Below are 20980 nucleotides of genomic sequence, written 5' to 3'. Positions count from 1 at the left end.
GCCTCCAATGAGGGGTTAATTGTTATTAATTTCTATTCTTCGTCAACTTGCCACGATTTCATTCGTGATTTGAGTTTTAACATGGCCTGACTATGAATTTGACTTACTCGCGATTCACTAACATCAAGAACTTCGCCTATTTCTCTAAGATTCAGTTCTTCATCATAGTATAAAGAAAGTACAATCGCTTCCCGTTCGGGTAATGTAGTAATAGCATGTGCTAGCGCTTTTTGGAAAGCCCCTTGCATCAAATCTTCTAACGGTGCGTCGCTGCCTCGGTTTTTTTCTGTAGAAATGACATCTTCAGAAACCCCAAGGTCTTCAATCCCCACCAATTTCCCGGCATTCACTTCGTTCAGCATTTGATGATAATCTTGCATGCTGACATTCATTTTAGCCGCAATATCTACATCTCGCGCGTCTCGGCCTGTTTCACCTTCAACTTGAGAGATGGCTTCTGTGATTGCCCTTCCGTTTTTATGAACGGAACGAGGAGTCCAATCACCTTTTCTTATTTCATCAAGCATAGCGCCACGAATACGAATACCTGCAAAGGTTTCGAAACTTGCACCTTTGGAACCGTCAAAATTTCGTGCAGCTTCTAGCAGTCCAATCATACCTGACTGGATTAAATCATCGACAAGAACACTGGCTGGTAGTCTCGCCATTAAGTGGTGTGCTATCCGCTTCACCAGCGAAGCGTGACGCTCAACTAATTGTGACTTGTCTGTTTGCTGTTGATAAGCGGCTGCTTTGCTATTCAACGCTGACTTCCTACTGCTTTATCTGCTATTAGTTGTTCAATAAAAAATTCTAAATGGCCACCTGGTTGCGCAGGAATAGGCCAAGAAGCTGCTTTGGCTGCTAGCTGGCCAATCGCCACCGCTGCGGGTGAACTTGGATAAGCATCTACTATTGACGTTTGCTTACGTACTGCTCGGCGTATGTTCTCGTCAAAAGGAACTATTGCTACCAATTCTAGCGCAACATCTAAGAATCGCCCTGTTACTTTAGATAATTTGCTGAAAAGTTCCTGACCTTCTCTAACATCGCGGACCATGTTAGCGACCACTTTAAAGCGAAAGACACCGTGTTCTCGGTTAAGAATTTTAATTAATGCATAGGCATCGGTAAGTGAAGTGGGCTCATCACACACTACCACCATAATATCTTGGGAGGCTTTGGAGAAGCTTAGCACCATATCGGAAATACCCGCTGCGGTATCCACAATAAGCACATCAATGGGCGTGCGCAACTCGCTGAATGCTCTTATGAGTCCTGCATGCTGCGTTGGTGATAGCTCTGCCATTGATTGAGAACCTGATGTGGCTGGTGCTATTTTTATACCGTGAGGACCCGTAACGAGAACATCGTCCAAGGTACACTCACCAGATAATACGTGGGAGAGGTTTTTCTCTACTCGCAATCCTAGCATTACATCCACATTGGCCAGACCTAAGTCTGCATCCAATACCATTACCCGCTTTCCCTGCTTTGCCATAGCAATAGCTGTGTTTAGCGTAATATTTGTTTTACCAACGCCACCTTTACCTCCGGTGACGGCGATAACTTTGATTAATCGTGATTGCTTCATTTTTCGTAAGCTACTCGCTTGATCATCAATCATACTGCTCGTGCTGTTTTAACCACATTGTTACTAGTAGTATGATTCAAACCGTACTTTTTATAAAGCTTTGCAGCAGCAGATACTAAAGATTTTGCTTCTGCAATCTTAATGTCTTCAGGAACTTTCTGTCCATCTGTTACATAACTGACAGGTAACTGGTACTCCACCGCTGCGCTAAGCACTTCGCCTAGAGAGTAGCACTCATCAAGCTTTGTAAAGATACAACCGCTAAGTTCCACCCCTTCGTACGCATCTATAATACGTTGTAATGCAGCATATTGGGTATTCGCTTGCGCTACTAGGTATTTTTTCACTGGCTGCATTTGACCGTTATCAAATTGATTTATCTGTTTAATTAATCGACTATCTCGTTGACTAAAGCCTGCCGTATCAATTAACACTAGTCTCTTATGGCGTAATTGAAACAATAAATCTGATAATTCTTCACTACTTTGTGCTTTACGCACTGTGCAGCCAATAATTTTTCCATATGTGGCTAATTGCTCAAACGCTGCAATACGATAGGTATCAATCGTAATCATGGCAACGGAGTCGGCGCCGTATTTCTGTGCGTAACGAGCAGCTAATTTAGCAACTGTAGTGGTTTTACCTGTTCCGGTAGGACCCACTAACGCTACTGCGCCCTTTTGCGTAAGTATATCGTTACCTGTCACATTAATGCGATTAGCCAATAGGTTTAAAAGATATACCCAAGCGTCACGCTCGTTGTAATGCGACGGCGTATAACTAATCAGTTGCTCTGCCAATGATTGGCTTAACCCCATGTCGGTTAAACGCTGAATTAAATAATGATGTACAGGCTGCTGACGACGACTTTTTGCTTCCATCAAATCAGCAACTTGGTATTGAAGCACATTTCGTAGTGACGCCAACTCTTCTTTAATTTGAGATAATTCGTCAGACTGAGGAGCACTGCTGTTATCAATGCTTTCATTAAGACTTGACGCTTGATGGCTTGGGAATTCTGAGGCGACTTGACTGGCTTCTACATCGTCGATAAAGGCTTCTGAAAAGTCTAAGTGTGATGCAATTTTATTGGCATGCTGAGCGTTAGCACTAGGTGCTGAAGCTGGGCTTTGAATACTGCCACCATGTTGTTTTTCCAACAGCGCTTTTAAGCTATCTGGGCCATCATCACCGATGATTTCGCTAAGACTTGGAACAGCCGCTTTCGCTCGCCCTGCTGCACTAGGCGCTGGCTTTTTAATCGACAGTTTGGCTTCCGGTTCTTTATCGTAAGCGGCGACCAATTCGATACCGTCAGCAAGCTTTCGGTTTGACATGATAACGGCATCGCTGCCCAATTCCGCTTTAACTTGGCTTAAAGCTTCTCGCATATCTTTGCCAAAGAAACGTCTGATTTTCATTGAAAACTCTCCAATCACCCAGTGTCAGATTATTGACCGACCGAACTGACTATTTTTATCTGCTTATCGTCGGGTACTTCCTGATAGGAAAGTACATGTAAACCCGCGACCGAATACTTTAAGAAGCGAGATAGTACGGGGCGCAACATACCGGAAGTGAGAAGTACTGCAGGCTCACCTTCTAATTCTTGTTGCTGACTAGCTTGCTGCAATGATTTTTGCAGCTTATCGGCCAGTCCTGGTTCTATACCAGCGCCATCTTCGCCACCTGCTTGTAATGACTGGTGCAACATCTGTTCCAACTCTGGCGCCAAGGTTATGACGGGTATCTCTTTCGCACCTTGGGTAATTTCTTGGGTGATTAGGCGTTTAAGCGCAATACGTACCGCAGACACTAGTACATCTGGGTCTTGGCTACGCGGGCCGTATTCGCTCAAGGTTTGTACAATGGTACGCATGTCACGAATAGGCACTCCTTCAAACAGCAAGGTTTGCAGCACTTTAACAATGGTGCTTAACGGCAGAATATCAGGCACTAACCCTTCAACTAGTTTAGGATGCTGCTTAGCTAGCATATCTAGAAGCTGCTGCGCTTCTTCATGTCCAAGTAGTTGGTAGGCGTTGTTAGTCAGCAATTGACTTAAATGAGTAGCAACCACAGTAGCAGCATCAACCACGGTATAACCCAGTGTTTGCGCATGCTCACGCTTATTCGGTTTTATCCATACCGCATCTAAGCCAAAGGCAGGGTCTTTGGTTGCACGGCCTTCCAGCTTGCCAAATACTTGACCCGGATTAATCGCAAGTTCTTCATCGTGACTTATTTGCGCATCGCCAATAGTTACGCCCAACATCGCAATGGTGTATAAATTAGGTTCTAAATCTAAATTATCGCGAATGTGCACCGGTGGAATAAGAAAGCCTAACTCTTGAGATAACTTCTTACGCACCCCTTTGATACGAGTGAGCAGTTCTCCGCCCTGAGACTTATCTACTAAGGGGATTAATCGGTACCCGACTTCTAAACCGATGGTATCTACGTGCTGCACATCATCCCACCCAAGCTCTTTTATTTCGGGCGCAACAGTGTCATCTTTCACGATATTCGCTGGGGTTTTAGGTTTTTCTGCCTCGCGTTTAGCCGCAACACCCTGCCAATAAGCGTAACCAGCGATAAGCACTGAAAACCCAATAAAGGCCAAATGAGGCATACCAGGAATAATCCCCATGACAAATAAAACACCAGAGGCAATATAAAGGGCTTGGCTGTTACCTAATTGACTACGTATTTCTTTGCCCATTTCTTGGGTTTCGTTTTCACGAGTAACAATAATAGCGGTAGCCACAGACAGTAACAGTGAGGGTATTTGCGCCACCAAACCGTCACCAATGGTTAAAATGGTGTATACCTCGATGGCGTTACCAAAACTTAATCCGTGTTGAATCATGCCAATAAAAAGGCCACCCACAATATTGATAAGCATGATAAAGAGTCCGGCGACCGCATCACCTTTCACAAATTTTGACGCACCGTCCATTGAGCCATAAAAGTCTGCTTCGGCGGTTATTTCTTCTCGGCGAGCACGCGCCTGATCTTGGTCGATATAACCCGCATTCAAATCGGCATCAATAGCCATTTGCTTACCTGGCATGGCATCAAGCGTAAAGCGGGCACTTACTTCTGAAATACGCCCAGCACCGGCGGTGACTACTTTAAAGTTGATAATAAGCAAGATAGCAAAGACCACCACACCCACTGCATAGTTGCCGCCAATAACCACCGCACCAAATGCTTCGATAACCTTACCAGCCGCATCGCCCCCCTCATGCCCATAAAGCAATACCACACGGGTAGAGGCCACGTTTAGCGCTAAGCGCAAAACAGTAGCGATAAGTAATACTAGGGGAAAAATACCGAAATCAACTGGCTTTTGCGTTAATACTGCCACCAAAATAATGACTAAAGACAGGGCTATATTAAAGCTGAACAATACGTCGAGCAGAAATGGCGGCATGGGAAGAATAACCATGCCCATAATGGCAAGAAGAACAATGGGAGCGCCTAAGCCACTGGTAATGTTCTGCAGCTGACTTTTATCGAATCGCTGAAGGTAACCGGATAACTGCATTACAGGGAGTCTCTCTATCGGAAAATTGACGCTTAACGCTATCTTTCAATGAGTATTACAACTACCGTGCCAGCTTTATACAAAACCGATTAAACGTAAGTAGGAGGGGCGCAATTTACAGAATTACAATTAAGAGGGGCTCACTTTGAGCCCTGGCCTTAGCGATATCTTAGCCGTAATTTAGCGCTAATTTAGGCCAAAAGCAGCGCTCTAACGGCGTAGCTCTGGTGGTATGGGTAAATCACGTTTAAGCGGTTTGGGTCGTTTCCCTTTACCCGCTCTGTGTGCTTTTAACTGATAAACGTGGGCTAATACTTGCGCTACCGCCATAAACAAGGCATTAGGCACTTCACCGTCAATCTCAGTTGAGTAGTAAACGGCTCGGGCTAACATGGGCGATGGAATAAGCGGTACATCGTTAGCAGTGGCTATTTTACGAATATGCATGGCTAATTCATCGGTGCCTTTTGCCACAACGACTGGGGCACGATTACCACTGTCATCATATTTTATTGCTACAGAGTAATGAGTTGGGTTGGTTACCACCACATCGGCCTGAGGAACTTCTTGCATCATTCGTTTAGTGGCAGCTTGATACTGCAAGCGACGGATGCGCCCTTTTACCAAAGGATCACCTTCAGAGTTTTTACGCTCGTCTTTCACCTCTTGCTTAGTCATCTTAATTTCTTTGTTGTGCTTATAAATTTGATAAGGCACATCAATAAGCGCAATAGGTATCATGCCGCAAACCAACATGATAAAAGCCCATTTCAGCATATCTAACGCGTGAAAAATATTACCCGGGTACAGCTCTAAATCAAGGTGCAGCCCTTCGTCTTCAAAAAACAGCAGTGCACCTAATGCCATCCCAACGATGACAACCACTTTGGCGATAGATTTAATTAATTCTACCAAGCCATTCATGCCAAACATACGCTTAAATCCACTAAGCGGACTCATTTTAGAGCCTTTAAATTTGGCACCTTCCCAGGTGAAGTTGTAGCCGCCTAACGCAATAGAGCCATATATTCCGGCTAACATGGCCACCGTCATATAAAGCAATACAGGTACACTGACTGTCGAAATTGCTTCACCCCATGCACCAAACATATGGGTGGTATCGTAGGTTTCATCTCGAGACAGAACAAACATGCGCTGCGTCAGCTTAAATACCGACTCGGCAATCCAGCCTCCAACGAACAAAAACATAAAGGCACTGACCACTAACACTAAGGTTGTGGATAGCTCTCGGGATCGGGCTATCTGCCCTTTTTTTCGGGTGTCTTCGAGTTTTTTCCCCGTGGGGTCTTCTGTTTTTTCGCTAGAATCTGAATCAGCCATGTATCACCTGACTTATTTTCATGGGCAAATCCTAAGAAGTTGACACATAAACTGCTCTGCCCGCAGCCACTGCGTTTCAAAATGCGCAGTAAAGTTATCTAGGGTTATCCAAATGATGAGCAACCCCATCACCTGGGCAATAGAAAAGCCGATACTGAAAATATTAAGCTGAGGTGCCGCTTTGGTCATTACGCCAAACGCTAAATTTACAATGAGAAGGGACACAATGGGCGCCAATGACAACGTAATCGCTGAGATAAACATCCAACCGCCCCAGTGGGCAATTTCCCTAAACTGCTCCCCTGTCCACCATGCTTCTCCTATTGGGAACGCATGAAAGCTCAACACAATCATGTGGATCATCGCGAGATGCCCGTCTAAGGTCCAAAAAAGCAAGGTAGCTAGAATTAAGTAAAATTGGCCTACGGCTGGCACGTTAATACCATTGACGGGGTCTACGATTGAGGCGAAACCTAAGCCCGTTTGCATCGCGATAATTTGCCCAGCCAGTACAAAGGTATTTAGCACCATCATGGAAACAAACCCGATAGCGACACCAATTAACAACTGCTGAATGCCAAGAATGAATGTACCTAGATTCACTAAATCATCAACAGGTGCTGGCGGCACTACCGGCATGATAATAAGGGTCAGCATAATACCTAGCAAAGCACGAACTTGCGGAGGAATAGATTGTGCACTTAAGCCAATCATCGCCACAAACAGGCCACTAATGCGCATAAAAGGCAGCATTAAATCAGCAAGAAACTGATTGATGGTAGCCAGTTCAACGACCATATTAACCGACAACCTGAGGTATCATTTCTACCATGTGGAAAGTGAAGTCCATTAACTTTTGTACTAGCCAGTTACCACCCCAGCTAAGCGCTAGTAAGGTAACAAGTAAGCGCGGCAAGAAACTCATGGTCTGCTCGTTAATTGAGGTAGCAGCCTGAAACACGGCTACCACTAACCCTACAATAAGACTTGGAACAATAACCGCAGACACCAGAACGATAACCATAAACATGGCTTCGCGGAGTATTTCAACAAAGACTTCTGGTGACATAAGCCCTCCTACACACCCATACCGAAGCTGGTAGCCAGTGTGCCAAATATTAGATTCCAGCCATCAACTAACACAAACAACATGAGCTTAAATGGCAGTGAAACAATCATGGGCGACAACATCATCATACCCATGGCCATCAATATTGAGGCCACTACAAGGTCGATAATAAGAAACGGAATAAACAACATAAATCCGATTTGGAACGCGGTTTTTAGCTCGCTGGTCACGAACGCAGGAATAAGGATAGTTAGCGGTACTTCGTCTGTATCTGCATATTTCCCCTCATCACCAGCAATACGCACAAAGGTTTCTAAATCTTTCACCCGAGTTTGCGACAGCATAAAGGCGCGCATAGGCCCTTTAGCTTGCTCTATGGCATCCAAACTTGTCATTTGTTCCGACAGATAAGGCTGCAATGCGCGTTCATTAATTTCTTCAAACACCGGTGCCATAATAAACATAGACAAAAACAAACTCACCCCAACCAAAATTTGGTTAGAAGGAGATTGCTGCAAACCAATCGCTTGGCGCAAAATTGATAACACCACTATGATGCGGGTGAACGAGGTCATCATCATGATGAATGCAGGAATAAGACTGAGCGCTGTCATGATAAACAGCGCTTGTAACGTCATAGTGTAATCTTGCGACCCATCGTCATTAGTCACAACGGTCACGGCTGAAATGCCTTGCTGTGCCAGTGCAGGCTCAGCAATCACCCAAGAAGCTAACACTACAAAAAATGCGGTCCAAAACTTACGCATCGTTTTTATCTTCCTTTATTGAAGGGTTCAGCTTACCTGCCATGGCGGCAACCAGCTTTTGTTTAAATGCGTCACCGCTGCCTTGCTGCCCATTTGCCACTGGTGTGTCCAAGTGCTTTTCAAGTTTACTTAAATGGGAAATATTATGACTGGTCACGCCCACTAGGTGCTGTTCATCGCCCACCTGAATAACCATTATTTTTTCTTTAGTGCCTGCCACCATACTGGCGACCACCTTCATTTGCCCACTACCCATGTTACCGACATTAAACCGACGCATGAGGTAAGCAAGCGCAAAAATAATTCCAACCACTAAAAGAAGTGATAGAAAAATTGACACTACAGAGGTGGGGTTAGTGATTGATTGGGTAGATTGCGCATTCACTACTTGCGTAAATATAAGGGGCAGCATTGCGCAACCCCTTGCTATGTAAGAAGATTTATCGAAGCTTCTTGATTCTCTCGATTTGACTAATAACATCCGTTAACCGAATACCGAATTTATCGTTGACCACTACTACTTCACCATGAGCAATCAACGTGCCATTTACCAATACATCTAATGGCTCACCAGCAACTCGGTCCAGCTCCACCACAGATCCCTGGTTCAACTGTAGCAGATTTCGGATACTTATTTGACTACGCCCTACTTCCATCGAGATAGTGACTGGAATATCCAAAATGGTATCCAGCTTCTTTTTCTCTTCTTGGGTTATGGGTGTGTCGTCGGTTAATTCGTCGAGTTCTGCAACCTGAACATCATCATTTTCCTGATCGTCAGCCTCAGAATCGGCTTGCTCCGCCATGGCGGCAGCCCAATCGTCCATACCGTCTTCACTCATGGGATATTCCCCTCACCTTACAGGTCTTCTTCGAGTACTTGCAGCTCAGCATCATTATCTATAATGCGCCCGCCGCGGGTTAATAATTGTAGCTCAGACTTCACAGAAGTCGGTCTTGCAATCTTTTCTACTATCTTCAGGGCTAAGTTATCTCGTGAGCGACCTAGCTTAGCTCTGAACGTAGGTAAATCTTCAATTAGCACAGTAATGGTTTCTGGCATTTCCACAGGAATAATTTCTCCTGGCTTAAATTCCATTACTTGGCGTAATGACACATCCACATCAAGCATGTGGGTTGTCAGTGCCACTTTTACGTCCATGATTTCATCGCGAAGTGCTTTACTCCAACGTAAATCAGTGTCTTCTTTATCACTTTGCACACCCGCATCTAGCAATTCGCGGATAGGCTCTAGCATTGAGTATGGAAGTGACACGTGGAAATCGCCACCACCACCGTCAAGCTCTATATGAAACGAGCTAATCACCACCACTTCAGTGGGGCTCACAATGTTCGCCATCGCGGGGTTTACTTCTGAGTCTAAATACTCAAAAGACACGTCCATTACTGGCGCCCACGCTTCTTTATAATCTTCAAAAATAATCTTAAGCAGCATTTGAATAATACGCCGCTCTGTTGGCGTAAATTCCCGCCCTTCAATTTTTGCATGATAGCGGCCATCACCTCCAAAGAAGTTATCTACCAGAATGAAAACCAAGCGGGCTTCCATGGTAATAAGGCCGGTACCTTTAAGCGGGCGAAACCGCACCATGTTCAAGCTAGTGGGTACAAACAAGGTATGAATGTATTCACCGAACTTAATCATTTGAATACCGTTAATTGACACTTCCGCAGAACGGCGCATCATGTTGAACAAACTCACCCGCATGTGACGGGCAAAGCGTTCATTAACGATTTCCAGTGTAGGCATACGCCCACGAACAATCCTATCCTGTGACGAGAAGTCGTACTCTAGCGTAGAAGCATCGGAGTCGGCATCGCCAACCTCGTCTTCTTCTACATCGTCTACCCCGTGTAGAAGGGCATCGATTTCATCTTGAGATAATAAATCACTCACAGTTATCTACCTGTTATTGCATCACAAAACCAGTGAAGAGCACACGCTCAACCACATCACTTCCCGCGATGTCTTTAAGCACTTTTTGTACTTCAGTCACCGCTTGTTCACGCAGTTCAATTTTTCCTGCTTCAGTCACCAAATCATCGGCATTTGATGTACTAAAGACTTGCAGCAAAGTACCTTCAATTAACGGTATGTGGGTTTTAGCCAACTCTTCATTGTCTGAACCCCGCACTAGAAGCTGCACTTTAATTTGTACTAATCGGTCTCGACCTGTACCCGGAACGTTAAAAACGAAAGGGCGCGGCATAGCAACGTACAAGGCGGTACCTACTTCTGCGCTTCCGCCTGGGGCCGCTGCTTCAGTGGCGGCTTGCTCGTCGGTTTCGGCAAGTTGCTCTGCAGCTACAGGCTCCTCACCACCAGCGAATAAAAGAAAATAGGCTGCTGCACCACCGCCAACTAACACCACGGCGATAATAATAATCAGCATCATTTTGCCTTTCTTTTTACCACCTTCTTCAATCTGTAACTCTTCTTCAGCCATGTCTAATCCGTCAATATCCCACGAGGAACTCGTATTATCAGGCTTACGACGCAAATGGCAACGTAAGCCTGCATAAATTTGCAGTTCTTATAGCAGATAGCGCAATTGTACATCAACCCTACTTAAGTCTTTGCCTTCGCTATCAACCTACTAAGCGTAATAGTCTATACCGCCTTTCGCTTCCCTTGTGACAGACTGCTCTATCACCGTGGAACCCTCGTCGAACTCACCGTCGATATCTTGGCTAGGTACACCGTTACCTGCAAGTTGCTGGCCACTTCCATCACCATTTTGTGATGAGTTATCTTTACGCACTTCTGATTCACCTAAATTAATGCCTTGCTCTGCTAGCATATCTTTTAACCTAGGCATGGCATCGGCTAGTGCATCTTTAGCGTGCTGTGACTGCACAATGAAGCTCACACTGGCTGCATCACCCGATACATTCACTCGTACCTGCATACTGCCCAGTTCAGGCGGATCGAGCCTAATTTCTGCCATACTGTTTCGCGCATTCACCATCCAGCGAATTTTCTCATGCAATTGTTGCTGACCTTCAGGCTTTAAAATATTGACCGGTTTGTCAGCGCCCTCAAATTGAAGCTGAGATTTGGTCGACTCCGCGCGAACTTGGTTGTTTTCATTCATGTGAGAATCGATACTGACGAGCTCACTTTGCAATGCTTGATGAGCGCTTTGCTGGGTGCCGTTTACCAATTGCATAAATTGGCCTGCGAGCGCATCAGTTTGCCCCGCTACATTCTGCATTTGTGTTTGTGTTAACCCTGCTTCAGACGCTGCATCGGCTACAAGTGCCGAAAGATCTATTCCTGGCTCACGCCCTTGAGCGACTTGTTGCTGAAACTCGTTTATGCCAGCAATCAAGTTAGACTTAACCACTTGCTGTTGGGCTGCGGTTGTCGCAGTAGGTAATGATGCCGCTACGCGTTCGGCAAATGCTTCAGCCGCCTTTTGCGCACTTTCTGGTGACATCATCGCAATTGACTGCAATAAAGACTCGCCTTGGCTATCGGTAAGTATATCGCTAGCTTCTGTGGAGACTGTATCGATAGGATTGCTATTCGTTTGCGTTGATGCAGTAGATTGGCTTGAAACACCGTTGGCTAGCGCTGCATTTAGCGTCTCTTTGGTGTCAGTTTGCGCAGTAATTTGTTCTTGAAGAATACTTAATACTAACACCTCATCGGCACTCAAGGCTGGTTCATCTGCGGCTTCTTGTTCGACTAATAGCGCGTGCTCTGAATTCTGTGTTTGAGCATCAGAAGTTTCTTCGCCATTTTCGCTAGCATCACCTAAAAACTGCGCAAGCAGGTTAGCTAAGGGATCGACTTTTTCAGACTGCCCTGCATCGACATCGGTTGTTGCAGCGTTTTCATTTGCTTTAGCCAATAAGGCCGCGGTGAGTGCTTTTACTGCTTCTAAGGTTTCACTACTAAGCCCTTCGCCTGCATCTTGACCAAGTTCCTCACCGGCTTGATTCTCTAGCAAGTTCATTAAATAAGCGGTTATTTCTGTTGCTGAGCTTGTATCAACATCCTCAGGAAGACTCGTTGAGGTTAATGTATCGTTTACTGCTGCATCGCTTTCGTTGCTGCCGTTATTTAACGCCAACGCACTTAGTACGTCTTCGCTCATCAACTCATCACCCGCTAGCAAAGCTTGTGCTGATTGCTTCGCAGCTAATTCGGCATCCTCTATCTCGCCAGCGTTTAATAAATCATCGATACTGGCCGTGTTACTGCTAGCTTCGGCATCTGAAGAAACCTCAGCGTCACTAGAAGCGCCTATCATTGATGTTACATACTCAATCCAGTCTGTGGAGCTTTCGCTATCCCCGCTTCCAATACTCGTTAACTCTTCGGGTGGTAAATCGATATGGCCGCCAAAGAAGTCTTTCTTATTATCGTTATTTTCACCGTTATTTAGGCCATCGTCTTTACCGCCTTTGTTTGCATCAGCGTCAATTCGACGTGCCTGCGCATCAGCAATGTCAGTATTTGCCGATTCATCCGTGTCTTCGCCAGGTGGGGTTACATCCCCCACTTCGCCTTTATTGCCTGTTTGGTCCGCTTGATCGCCATTTCGCGCTTGCGCTTCATCATCTTTTACCGGAGGTAAGTCAACATTTCCTTCCTCTGGGTCAACCGAGCGGTTATTAGCCGATTTCTTATCGATAGCAGGGTTTGCACTGTCGCTGACTGAGGCGCTGGTGTGTCGCGAGGAATGACTTTTGTTCTGGGCCTCGAGAGACTTTGCACTCGATTCTTTAGCTTGAATATACGCAGCTTCAAACGCGTTGTTATTCTGCGATGAATCATCTGCGCCCATGCCAGCTTCTACGGCTTTTGCCGTTGATGAAGCTGAAAAAGGCAATGCGGCAATGTCTGTTTTTTGTGCGGCAACTTGTTGCATCATATTTTTACCGTCCTGCTATGACTTTAAAAGTCAGAACCATGAAAACCCAGATTGAATCGTTTTATCTCTACATCCCCAGTGTCCGTGGGCTGTAGGCCGACACTTAACTTTAAAAAAGCTTCCGTATCAGTATTCAAATTAGGCGAATAAACACATTAATGACTAACGAATTTGCAAAGAGTGTTCCATTGTGGAGATTAAACGACGAGGTATTTAAAAAATCGAAAGGATTGAACGACTTGGGGTAAGTAGCAAATTGGACAAACTGACTAGAAGAATGTTTTTCCGCTTCTAAAAAATTTCTGTGTGGCAAATTCGTCCATCATAGCTTGCTCAGCCCTCGCCTCTTTTGCCACTTTAGCTAAATGGCGTTTATTAAGAAGCAACTCTACCGCTTTCACTTTTTGCTGCTGCTTAAGCCAAAGCTGCTTGCGTTGATCGGCAGCCATATTCGCTTGTGCTATCACATTCATTTGCTGTTCACAGGCTTTATCTAATTTGCCTACAAACGATAAATGCTGTTGGTAATGGGTAGCAGTCACACCCGCCTTTCCCGTTTGCTGAATGCCTTTTAAGTAATCAATTCTATATTGCTCGAGGCTGGTGAGCTTTTGTTTCTGCTGCATCACATTTTGCTGCGCTTGTTGGAACATTTGCGCAATGCGTTGCTCTCTTTCTCGTTCAAACTCAGCCAGACGCTCTAGTTGTTTAGACATAATTAATTACCCTTGTCCTAAGCCTTTCGCTAATGCAGCCATGCCCTCTAAACATTCATCATAAGGCAACACGTTCTTCATACCTTGCTGCAGGAACGCGTTAATTGCAGGCTCCGCTCGTATGGCTAAGTCGATACGAGGGTCTGAACCTTTGGCATAAGCACCAATAGAAATGAGGTCTTGGTTTTGTTTATAGTTTGAATAAACTTGCCTTACTCTGCGTGCCATTTGTTGATGTTCATCGCTGACCACCATAGGCATAACACGGCTAATAGAAGCTTCAATATCGATGGCGGGGTAATGACCGCTATCGGCGAGGGTCCGTGATAACACAACGTGGCCATCTAAAATAGCCCGTGCGGCATCGGCAATGGGATCTTGTAAATCGTCACCTTCGGTAAGTACCGTGTAAAAGGCGGTGATAGAACCTTGTTTCTCACTTCCGTTACCCGCCCTTTCTACCAATGCAGGTAATCGGGCAAATACCGAGGGCGGATACCCTTTTGTGGCGGGAGGCTCACCCACCGCTAATGCAATTTCACGTTGGGCCATGGCATAACGAGTAAGAGAGTCGATAAGCAGTAATACTTTTAAACCTCGATCGCGAAAGTATTCAGCAATGGTAACTGCCGTTTCGCAGCCCTTTAAGCGCATTAACGGTGAAGTATCAGCAGGCGCTGCTACCACTACCGCACGGGCACGCTCTTCTTCGGTTAAGATATCGTGGATAAATTCTTTTACTTCTCGGCCCCGCTCTCCCACCAAGCCAACCACAACCACGTCGGCTTCGCAGCCCCGGGTCATCATACCGAGTAAAACACTTTTCCCCACGCCACTGCCTGCAAAGAGCCCCATACGTTGACCTACGCCAACGGTATTCAATGCATTAATGGCGCGAACACCGACATCCATAGGTTGGGTAATAGCGCGGCGAATTAAGGGGTTAATAGGAGGCCGCGTAGTAGGTACGCGGGTTTCAGTTTGAATTTCGCCAAGGCCATCCAGCGGGTTGCCGTTACCATCAACCACACGGCCCAACAGCCCCATACCCACAGCAAGACCACTTTGTCGATTTAGCGGCATTACCCGACTTCCTGGCACTATGCCCCGTACGGCTTCGGTGGGCATGAGGTAAGTAATATCGGCGCCAAACCCCACCACCTCAGCCTCAATTTCACCTTCAATGGTTTGCACAAGGCACTGGCTACCGACTGGTAGTTGGCACCCAACAGCTTCCAGTGTAAGGCCTATGCCTCTGACCAGTTTACCTGCCGCCACAATAGGCGGCGATGACACTTGCTTCTGCAAGCTGTCGAAATGCGCATGCCAAGGGCTAGTCATCTGATAAACCCTGATTCACCATGAATTTATCAATGACATCGCGACAGCGGCGTTCAATGGAAACATCTACAGCGTTTTGTTCAGTGGCAATGTCACAGCCACCGCGCTCCATGGTAGGCGCTTCAATGAATTGCCACTCTTTCTCTTTCAACGTAGCTTCAGAATAATGTTCGGTTACTAGCGCTATATCATCAGGATGCATATGAATTTGATACCGAGTTTGATTAACCGGCAGAGCTTTCATTCCTTCGCTAAGGGCTTGTAAAATCACTTGATGATTCGACGTAATTTCGGTTTTAATCACCGATTTAGCAAGGGTCACTGCAAGCTTTACTAGCTGGTCGCGGGTTTCGTCGTTGGCTTGTGATAATGGTGTATGAAGCTTTTCGATAAGTTGCTGCCAGACTTCAACTTGCGCAGAAATTAAGCCCTTACCTTCTTCTAACCCTTGTTCAAGACCCTCAGCGTGTCCAGACTCACGCCCTTCACTAAGCCCCAACTCTAGGCCTTCGGCTTTTCCTTCTTCGAAACCTTGCGCTTTGCCTTGTCCGTAGCCTTCATCATGAGCAGCTTGTCTAATCGCTTCAATTTCTTGCGCAGTAGGAGGAAGAATTTCAGCTTCTTCCTCTTCCGGTGGCTCGTATTTCCAATCTGAACGGAAATTCAGCGCATTGGTTTTGTCTTTATCTTGTGGCTTTTCGGGCTGTTCAACGAAGGGCAAATCCCAAGGTTTTGCATCATTTAATTCGTCGTCGCTGAAGCCTTTATTTGATGACATCAATCTACCCAGGTAACGTTTATGAGGCCTTTGGAAAATTAACGCAAAGGCCTATTTTAACCACAATGGCGAATAATTAATGAAGGGTTATAAGAACTCTTCACCGCCTCCGCCGCCCAGCATAATCTCACCTGAATCGGACAGTCTTCTGGCAACAGAGAGAATTTCTTTCTGTGCGGTTTCAACTTCAGATATACGTACAGGCCCCAAGGCTTCAAGGTCGTCGTTAAGCATTTCTGCTGCACGCTTCGACATATTCTTCATGATCTTGTTCTTAAGCTCTTCATCGGCGCCTTTAATTGACTTAAGCAGCGCATCTTGTTGCACTTCGCGCAAGATAGCTTGAATACCTTTGTCGTCTACATCGACTAAGTTGTCGAAAACAAACATGAGATCTTGAATTTGCTGGCTCATCTCTTCGTCTTGTTCACGGATGGCATCCATCAACTGACCTTCAATAGCGGTATCAAGGTAGTTCATGATGTTCGCGGCAGATTTCAGGCCGCCCATTTTAGCCGCTTGCGTACCCGCTTGACCGGCGAACTGTTTCTCCATGATTTCGTTAAGCTCTTGCAGTGCAGCAGGCTGAACTTCTTCAAGGTTAGCAATACGCATTAACAAGTCTAGGCGCACTTTTTCTGGGAACTGCGCCAATATTTCGGCACTCTGCTCTGGCTCTAAATACGACAATACAATGGTTTGAATCTGAGGATGCTCGTTTCGAATGATACTGGCCACTTGCTTCGAGTCCATCCACTTCAACGAATCTAGGCCTTTCGCCCCACTTCCCATCAGAATTTGGTCAATTAAGTTAGCCGCTTTATCTTCACCTAATGCAGCAGTAAGCGCTCGCTTAACAAAGTCTTGGCTCTGGAAGCCGATGGTACTGTAGTTTTGAATCTCTTCAATAAAGTGTTTATGCACAGACGTAATTTTTGTCTGCGTCATATCATCCACTTTTGCCATCTCAGAGCCCAGCTTTTGAACTTGCTTTGGCTCAAGATGTTTTAATATTTGTGCAGCGTCTTCTTCAGACAAACTCAGAAGCAAAATAGCGGCTTTTTCAACCCCTTCTAGCTTACTGACGTCATAGGACGCTTCTTCAGTAGTGGCAAGTTCTTCAGCCATAATACGCTCTCACTTACTCATCTTGCATCAGCCAGCCCTTAACAACTTGGGCTGACAATTCAGGTTCGTTCGCAACCAGTGCACGAACCGCTTTTAATACGTCTTCATCTTTATGTAAATCTGGCAGCATTAGTGAACCATCTGCCGCGAAGCCCACCTGACCTTCATCGAAGTCAGTAGACAGCATACTAATGGTTTCGTCACCAAGGTCTAAACCTTCATCTGCATCAAAGTCGTCAGCTTCTTTCGACTCATCAGGGTTAATCAAGCGACGTAGCATTGGTCTTATCACAAAGATGATAAGCACGATAATAACTAAACCACCAATGACTAGCTTAAGTATAGGCAAAAATGCGGGCTGTTCCCATATTGGCGCATCTTCAATAACACCATCATCCATACGAGTGAACGGAACACTCACCACTTCTAGCGAGTCGCCACGAGTCACATCAAACCCAACACCACCTTGTAGCAAACGGCGAATGTTTAATAACGCTTCTTGATTGCGAGGCTCTGCAGAGGTAGTACCATCTTCACCAGCAACTTGAAGATAGTCTACCGCCACCGATACGCTTAACCTGCGAATTACGCCACTTTGCTTTTTGGTATGACTAATGGTGGTGTCTAGTTCGTAGTTACGAGTAGATACTTTCGACGTGCTTCCTGGCAGAGTAGCTTGTGCGCCTGCTTCTGGATTTTCAGGAATATTCGAGTCTAACGGAGGTTGATTAGTTAACGCGCCAGGAATACCCATAGCACCACCACCCACACTATTTTGTTCATTGATCATTTCGCTGCGAACAGCTGGCAAATCGGGGTTATAGCTACGCTGAGTTTGCTCTAGTGCAGTAAAGTCCATACTCACATCCGCTTGCGCGGTGTAGTTACCAATTCCCAAAACAGGAATAAGAATAGCGTCAATTTTTTCTAGGTATTCTTGTTCGCGCTGTCTTTCAATTTCATATTCTTTTCGTGCTCGAGCACTTAGCGAGTCTTGTGAACCCGAATTTAGTAATCGGCCATTGCTATCGGTCACCGTTACCGCAGATGGCTCCATGTTTTGTACCGCTGACGCCACAATATCGATAACTGAGTCAACTTCCTCTCCGGCAATCACCTTGCCGCGCTTAGCAGTAAGTACTACAGTAGCAGAGGCTTTTTTCTCACGACGAGCAAATACATTTTCTTTTGGCATCGCCAATAGAACCCGTGCTTTTTGTATACTTGAGATATCTTCAATAGTGGCAGCGATTTGTTGCTCACGGGCGTGTTTCAAGCGTTCCATCTCTACCCGCTGACTTACCCCGAATCCCATGTCCTGCATGATAATATCGGTTCCAGCATCGGAAGAGCCGGTTAAGCCCTGACGCGTCATGCCCAAGCGTATAGTTTGAAATTCATCGCTTCGAACGTATACCGTATTCCCCTCTAAACGATATTCGATTTGATTGGCGTCCATATAATCCAAGGTTTCAATAAGCTCTTGGGTTTCCATTTTTGCTAACGGACGAAAATCAGGCTCTTGTGCCCAAATTAATATGAAGACTGCAATGGCGACACATATAACAAGCACTACCACTAACGCCATTTGGCGCATCATGTCTGCACTGCCTAAGGTATCCATGAATCCTGATTTATTCTCAGGCTCGCTATCGTTACCCATAGATGGGTCGTTAACGGTCAAATTTGTGCCTGTTGCTTCAGCCATGACTTACTCCAACTACACCGGCATGTTCATAATGGTTTTATACGCTTCAAGTACCTTGTTACGTACTTGCACTGTGGCCTCAAAAGCTATGCCTGCTTTTTCTTTAGTTAGCATAACTTCGGCAAGGCTTAGTGACTTATCACCCATTTCAAACCGCTGCTGTAAATCTTTAGATTCTAATTGCATGCCATTAACCCCATCTACCGCTTGCTTAAGCATGGTAGAGAACTCGTTGGCCGAGGGATTAATCTCGTTTGATGGTTGAAGTTCGTTTGCAGGCATACGAGTTTGCCCAATCATGCTTTGCATTTCTTGGTACAAACTATTGGCTTTAACGTCCATAACCACTCCTTCGAATGTCGGTGGGGAATTGCCGCTTAACGACAATGCGCTTTAATTACTTATGCTTAACTATAAGCAAGCGGCAAGCCAACTTTAAAAACCATCTGAAATCAATTTAAAAACAATGAGTTATGTGGTTTTTCAAGGGAATTGCCAATTTTATGACAGAGAGGGGAGAATAGCGTCAAGAAAGTGAATGGACGTAAGATTATGTAAATACGCGATGCAAAAATGCTCGGTGGCAGCGCAGAAGGTCTCGCACGTTGCCGTGACGCCCAGTCCAAGCCAGTATAAATACAAGCACAACTGCAAGTACAATACTAAAAGCACAGCAGCTAAAGCGTTAAAAATAAGGGGCTAATCGCCCCTCATTATCAAACTAGTTTGAGATGTTAGGCCGGTAATTCAATCCCGTCTTCACGCATTCTGGCTAACTTATAGCGTAAGGTTCGAGGGCTGATACCCAATTTTTCCGCCACATCTTTACGCTTACCATTACATAGAGTAAGTGTATCAAGAATGATTTGATGCTCCTGCTGGCGAAGCTCTGAGCCTAAACGACTATTATCTTCGGGCTCGTCCTGCTTTACTGCCATCTCGTCATGCACAGCCATATCAATCATTAAGTCACCAGACTCTATACTGCCGTCTTCACACAGTATAAGTGCCCGCTGAATAACGTTTTCAAGCTCTCGCACGTTACCTGGCCATGTATATTGCGCCAATTTGTTTCGTGCAGCTGCACTGAGACGTACATTGCCTAGGCCTTGCACACTTGTGTGACGATTAATAAGGTGTTCCGCTAACGGTACAATATCACCTGGACGCTCTGCGAGCGGGCGCCATGTGATAGGGAAAACATTTAGGCGGTAATATAAATCTTCTCGAAAGTTTCCAAGCTCTACCGCTTTACGTAAATCTCGGTTACTGGTTGCAATAACCCGTACATCTAATTTAATCGTTTTACGTCCACCAAGCCGCTCTACTTCACGCTCTTGAATAACACGAAGTAGCTTTGCCTGAAGTGCTAAATCCATTTCAGTAATTTCATCTAATAGCAGTGTACCACCTTGGGCTTGTTCAAACTTACCTGGGCAAGCTTGAATAGCGCCGGTAAACGCGCCTTTTTCATAACCAAACAATGTCGCTTCAAGCATATTTTCAGGAATAGCTGCGCAGTTGATTGCCACAAAAGGTGCATCTGCGCGAGAAGACTGGTCGTGTATATAGCGGGAAAGTACTTCCTTACCAGAACCACTTGGCCCAAGCACCATCACGGTCGCTTCTGACTTCGCCACTTTTCTTGATAATTCGAGTAATTTTAAACTAGAAGGGTCAGCCACGATAGGCGTGCAAGATTCGACTTTTTGTGCAGGCGCATAGCGTCCAACAAGATTAAGTAGCACTTCAGGCGCGAATGGTTTGGACAGATAATCAGTAGCCCCATCTCGCATGGCCTGCACGGCATCATCGATGGTGGCGTACGCTGTCATTAATAACACCGGAAGTTGAGGGTATTTCGCCTTAATGCTTTTTAATAAAGCAAGGCCACTCATTTCACCCATTTGGATATCACTTACCACAAGATCTATCTTTCGACCCGCTAATACCATTAACGCAGCCTCGGCACAGTCGGCATCTACAACATCGTAATCGCCTAGTAATAAGGTGTCGTACAACGCTTCGCGTAATCCAGCATCGTCTTCCACGATAAGAATAGTTGTTTTAGACATTTCTAATTC

The 20980-nt window shown here is 45.5% G+C and carries 20 protein-coding genes; all 20 read right to left on the bottom strand.

All coding sequences use genetic code 11. The features are described from left to right. Window positions 1–32 precede the first annotated feature (32 nt). The 20 genes from J5X92_RS00950 to J5X92_RS00855 all read right to left on the bottom strand — a co-directional run bounded on the left by J5X92_RS00950 (window position 33) and on the right by J5X92_RS00855 (window position 20971). A complete protein-coding gene (locus J5X92_RS00950; RefSeq protein WP_013785089.1) occupies window positions 33–764 on the bottom strand; it encodes an RNA polymerase sigma factor FliA in 732 nt (243 codons plus the stop codon). Continuing rightward, entirely contained in the window at window positions 761–1627 is an 867-nt protein-coding gene (locus J5X92_RS00945; RefSeq protein ID WP_208804266.1) for a MinD/ParA family protein, read from the bottom strand. Before J5X92_RS00945 ends, J5X92_RS00950 begins: the two co-directional genes overlap by 4 nt. Further along, complete coding sequence (flhF, locus tag J5X92_RS00940; protein WP_013785091.1) at window positions 1624–3015, bottom strand: flagellar biosynthesis protein FlhF; 1392 nt, start codon at window positions 3013–3015, stop codon at window positions 1624–1626. Before flhF ends, J5X92_RS00945 begins: the two co-directional genes overlap by 4 nt. Window positions 3016–3044: 29 nt before the next feature. Continuing rightward, entirely contained in the window at window positions 3045–5144 is a 2100-nt protein-coding gene (flhA, locus tag J5X92_RS00935; RefSeq protein WP_013785092.1) for a flagellar biosynthesis protein FlhA, read from the bottom strand. Between the two features lie 210 nt (window positions 5145–5354). Further along, on the bottom strand, window positions 5355–6485 hold the full coding sequence (gene flhB / locus J5X92_RS00930) for a flagellar biosynthesis protein FlhB (RefSeq protein ID WP_208804264.1): 1131 nt from the start codon (window positions 6483–6485) through the stop codon (window positions 5355–5357). 18 nt (window positions 6486–6503) lie between these two features. Further along, window positions 6504–7283, bottom strand: coding sequence for a flagellar biosynthetic protein FliR (gene fliR / locus J5X92_RS00925; RefSeq protein WP_126871972.1), 780 nt, complete (start codon window positions 7281–7283; stop codon window positions 6504–6506). A 1-nt stretch (window position 7284) separates the two neighbouring features. Beyond that, entirely contained in the window at window positions 7285–7554 is a 270-nt protein-coding gene (gene fliQ / locus J5X92_RS00920; RefSeq protein WP_013785095.1) for a flagellar biosynthesis protein FliQ, read from the bottom strand. An 8-nt stretch (window positions 7555–7562) separates the two neighbouring features. Next, window positions 7563–8321 (bottom strand): flagellar type III secretion system pore protein FliP, encoded by a 759-nt coding sequence (fliP, locus tag J5X92_RS00915; protein WP_013785096.1) that lies wholly within the window; start codon window positions 8319–8321, stop codon window positions 7563–7565. Further along, a complete protein-coding gene (gene fliO / locus J5X92_RS00910; RefSeq protein WP_013785097.1) occupies window positions 8314–8733 on the bottom strand; it encodes a flagellar biosynthetic protein FliO in 420 nt (139 codons plus the stop codon). The genes fliP and fliO overlap by 8 nt, the downstream gene beginning before the upstream one ends. A 28-nt stretch (window positions 8734–8761) precedes the next feature. Then, window positions 8762–9163: a flagellar motor switch protein FliN gene (fliN, locus tag J5X92_RS00905; RefSeq protein WP_013785098.1), complete on the bottom strand. Its 402-nt coding sequence runs from the start codon at window positions 9161–9163 to the stop codon at window positions 8762–8764. Window positions 9164–9180: 17 nt separating this feature from the next. Next, window positions 9181–10239 carry a flagellar motor switch protein FliM gene (gene fliM / locus J5X92_RS00900; protein WP_013785099.1) on the bottom strand — a complete coding sequence of 353 codons (1059 nt, stop codon included), beginning with the start codon at window positions 10237–10239 and terminating at the stop codon, window positions 9181–9183. 13 nt (window positions 10240–10252) lie between these two features. Further along, window positions 10253–10789 carry a flagellar basal body-associated protein FliL gene (fliL, locus tag J5X92_RS00895; protein WP_013785100.1) on the bottom strand — a complete coding sequence of 179 codons (537 nt, stop codon included), beginning with the start codon at window positions 10787–10789 and terminating at the stop codon, window positions 10253–10255. Window positions 10790–10939: 150 nt separating this feature from the next. Continuing rightward, entirely contained in the window at window positions 10940–13225 is a 2286-nt protein-coding gene (locus tag J5X92_RS00890) for a flagellar hook-length control protein FliK (RefSeq protein WP_208804262.1), read from the bottom strand. A gap of 269 nt (window positions 13226–13494) precedes the next feature. Beyond that, window positions 13495–13941: a flagellar export protein FliJ gene (fliJ, locus tag J5X92_RS00885; RefSeq protein ID WP_013785102.1), complete on the bottom strand. Its 447-nt coding sequence runs from the start codon at window positions 13939–13941 to the stop codon at window positions 13495–13497. A gap of 6 nt (window positions 13942–13947) precedes the next feature. After that, the gene (gene fliI / locus J5X92_RS00880; RefSeq protein ID WP_126871974.1) at window positions 13948–15282 is read right to left on the bottom strand and encodes a flagellar protein export ATPase FliI; all 1335 of its coding nucleotides are present in this window, start codon (window positions 15280–15282) and stop codon (window positions 13948–13950) included. After that, window positions 15275–16060: a flagellar assembly protein FliH gene (gene fliH / locus J5X92_RS00875; protein WP_126871975.1), complete on the bottom strand. Its 786-nt coding sequence runs from the start codon at window positions 16058–16060 to the stop codon at window positions 15275–15277. Before fliH ends, fliI begins: the two co-directional genes overlap by 8 nt. An 87-nt stretch (window positions 16061–16147) precedes the next feature. After that, window positions 16148–17188 (bottom strand): flagellar motor switch protein FliG, encoded by a 1041-nt coding sequence (gene fliG, locus J5X92_RS00870; RefSeq protein WP_013785105.1) that lies wholly within the window; start codon window positions 17186–17188, stop codon window positions 16148–16150. A 13-nt stretch (window positions 17189–17201) separates the two neighbouring features. Continuing rightward, window positions 17202–18896, bottom strand: coding sequence for a flagellar basal-body MS-ring/collar protein FliF (gene fliF / locus J5X92_RS00865; RefSeq protein WP_208804261.1), 1695 nt, complete (start codon window positions 18894–18896; stop codon window positions 17202–17204). 12 nt (window positions 18897–18908) lie between these two features. Beyond that, the gene (gene fliE / locus J5X92_RS00860; RefSeq protein WP_013785107.1) at window positions 18909–19238 is read right to left on the bottom strand and encodes a flagellar hook-basal body complex protein FliE; all 330 of its coding nucleotides are present in this window, start codon (window positions 19236–19238) and stop codon (window positions 18909–18911) included. Window positions 19239–19630: 392 nt separating this feature from the next. Then, the gene (locus J5X92_RS00855; protein ID WP_208804260.1) at window positions 19631–20971 is read right to left on the bottom strand and encodes a sigma-54 dependent transcriptional regulator; all 1341 of its coding nucleotides are present in this window, start codon (window positions 20969–20971) and stop codon (window positions 19631–19633) included. Window positions 20972–20980 lie beyond the last annotated feature (9 nt).

Source organism: Alteromonas sp. K632G (assembly GCF_017653625.1).
GTDB classification, from domain to species: Bacteria; Pseudomonadota; Gammaproteobacteria; order Enterobacterales; family Alteromonadaceae; genus Alteromonas; species Alteromonas naphthalenivorans.
Note: the sequence above shows the minus strand (reverse complement) of the source record. Positions and strands in the feature narration are given on the sequence as shown.

Coding starts and splice junctions, on each gene's coding strand:
- J5X92_RS00945 (WP_208804266.1), bottom strand. CDS start 1,627: ATGATTGATGATCAAGCGAGTAGCTTACGAAAAATGAAGCAATCACGA.
- flhF (WP_013785091.1), bottom strand. CDS start 3,015: ATGAAAATCAGACGTTTCTTTGGCAAAGATATGCGAGAAGCTTTAAGC.
- flhA (WP_013785092.1), bottom strand. CDS start 5,144: ATGCAGTTATCCGGTTACCTTCAGCGATTCGATAAAAGTCAGCTGCAG.
- flhB (WP_208804264.1), bottom strand. CDS start 6,485: ATGGCTGATTCAGATTCTAGCGAAAAAACAGAAGACCCCACGGGGAAA.
- fliR (WP_126871972.1), bottom strand. CDS start 7,283: ATGGTCGTTGAACTGGCTACCATCAATCAGTTTCTTGCTGATTTAATG.
- fliQ (WP_013785095.1), bottom strand. CDS start 7,554: ATGTCACCAGAAGTCTTTGTTGAAATACTCCGCGAAGCCATGTTTATG.
- fliP (WP_013785096.1), bottom strand. CDS start 8,321: ATGCGTAAGTTTTGGACCGCATTTTTTGTAGTGTTAGCTTCTTGGGTG.
- fliO (WP_013785097.1), bottom strand. CDS start 8,733: ATGCTGCCCCTTATATTTACGCAAGTAGTGAATGCGCAATCTACCCAA.
- fliN (WP_013785098.1), bottom strand. CDS start 9,163: ATGAGTGAAGACGGTATGGACGATTGGGCTGCCGCCATGGCGGAGCAA.
- fliL (WP_013785100.1), bottom strand. CDS start 10,789: ATGGCTGAAGAAGAGTTACAGATTGAAGAAGGTGGTAAAAAGAAAGGC.
- J5X92_RS00890 (WP_208804262.1), bottom strand. CDS start 13,225: ATGATGCAACAAGTTGCCGCACAAAAAACAGACATTGCCGCATTGCCT.
- fliJ (WP_013785102.1), bottom strand. CDS start 13,941: ATGTCTAAACAACTAGAGCGTCTGGCTGAGTTTGAACGAGAAAGAGAG.
- fliI (WP_126871974.1), bottom strand. CDS start 15,282: ATGACTAGCCCTTGGCATGCGCATTTCGACAGCTTGCAGAAGCAAGTG.
- fliH (WP_126871975.1), bottom strand. CDS start 16,060: ATGTCATCAAATAAAGGCTTCAGCGACGACGAATTAAATGATGCAAAA.
- fliG (WP_013785105.1), bottom strand. CDS start 17,188: ATGGCTGAAGAACTTGCCACTACTGAAGAAGCGTCCTATGACGTCAGT.
- fliF (WP_208804261.1), bottom strand. CDS start 18,896: ATGGCTGAAGCAACAGGCACAAATTTGACCGTTAACGACCCATCTATG.
- fliE (WP_013785107.1), bottom strand. CDS start 19,238: ATGGACGTTAAAGCCAATAGTTTGTACCAAGAAATGCAAAGCATGATT.
- J5X92_RS00855 (WP_208804260.1), bottom strand. CDS start 20,971: ATGTCTAAAACAACTATTCTTATCGTGGAAGACGATGCTGGATTACGC.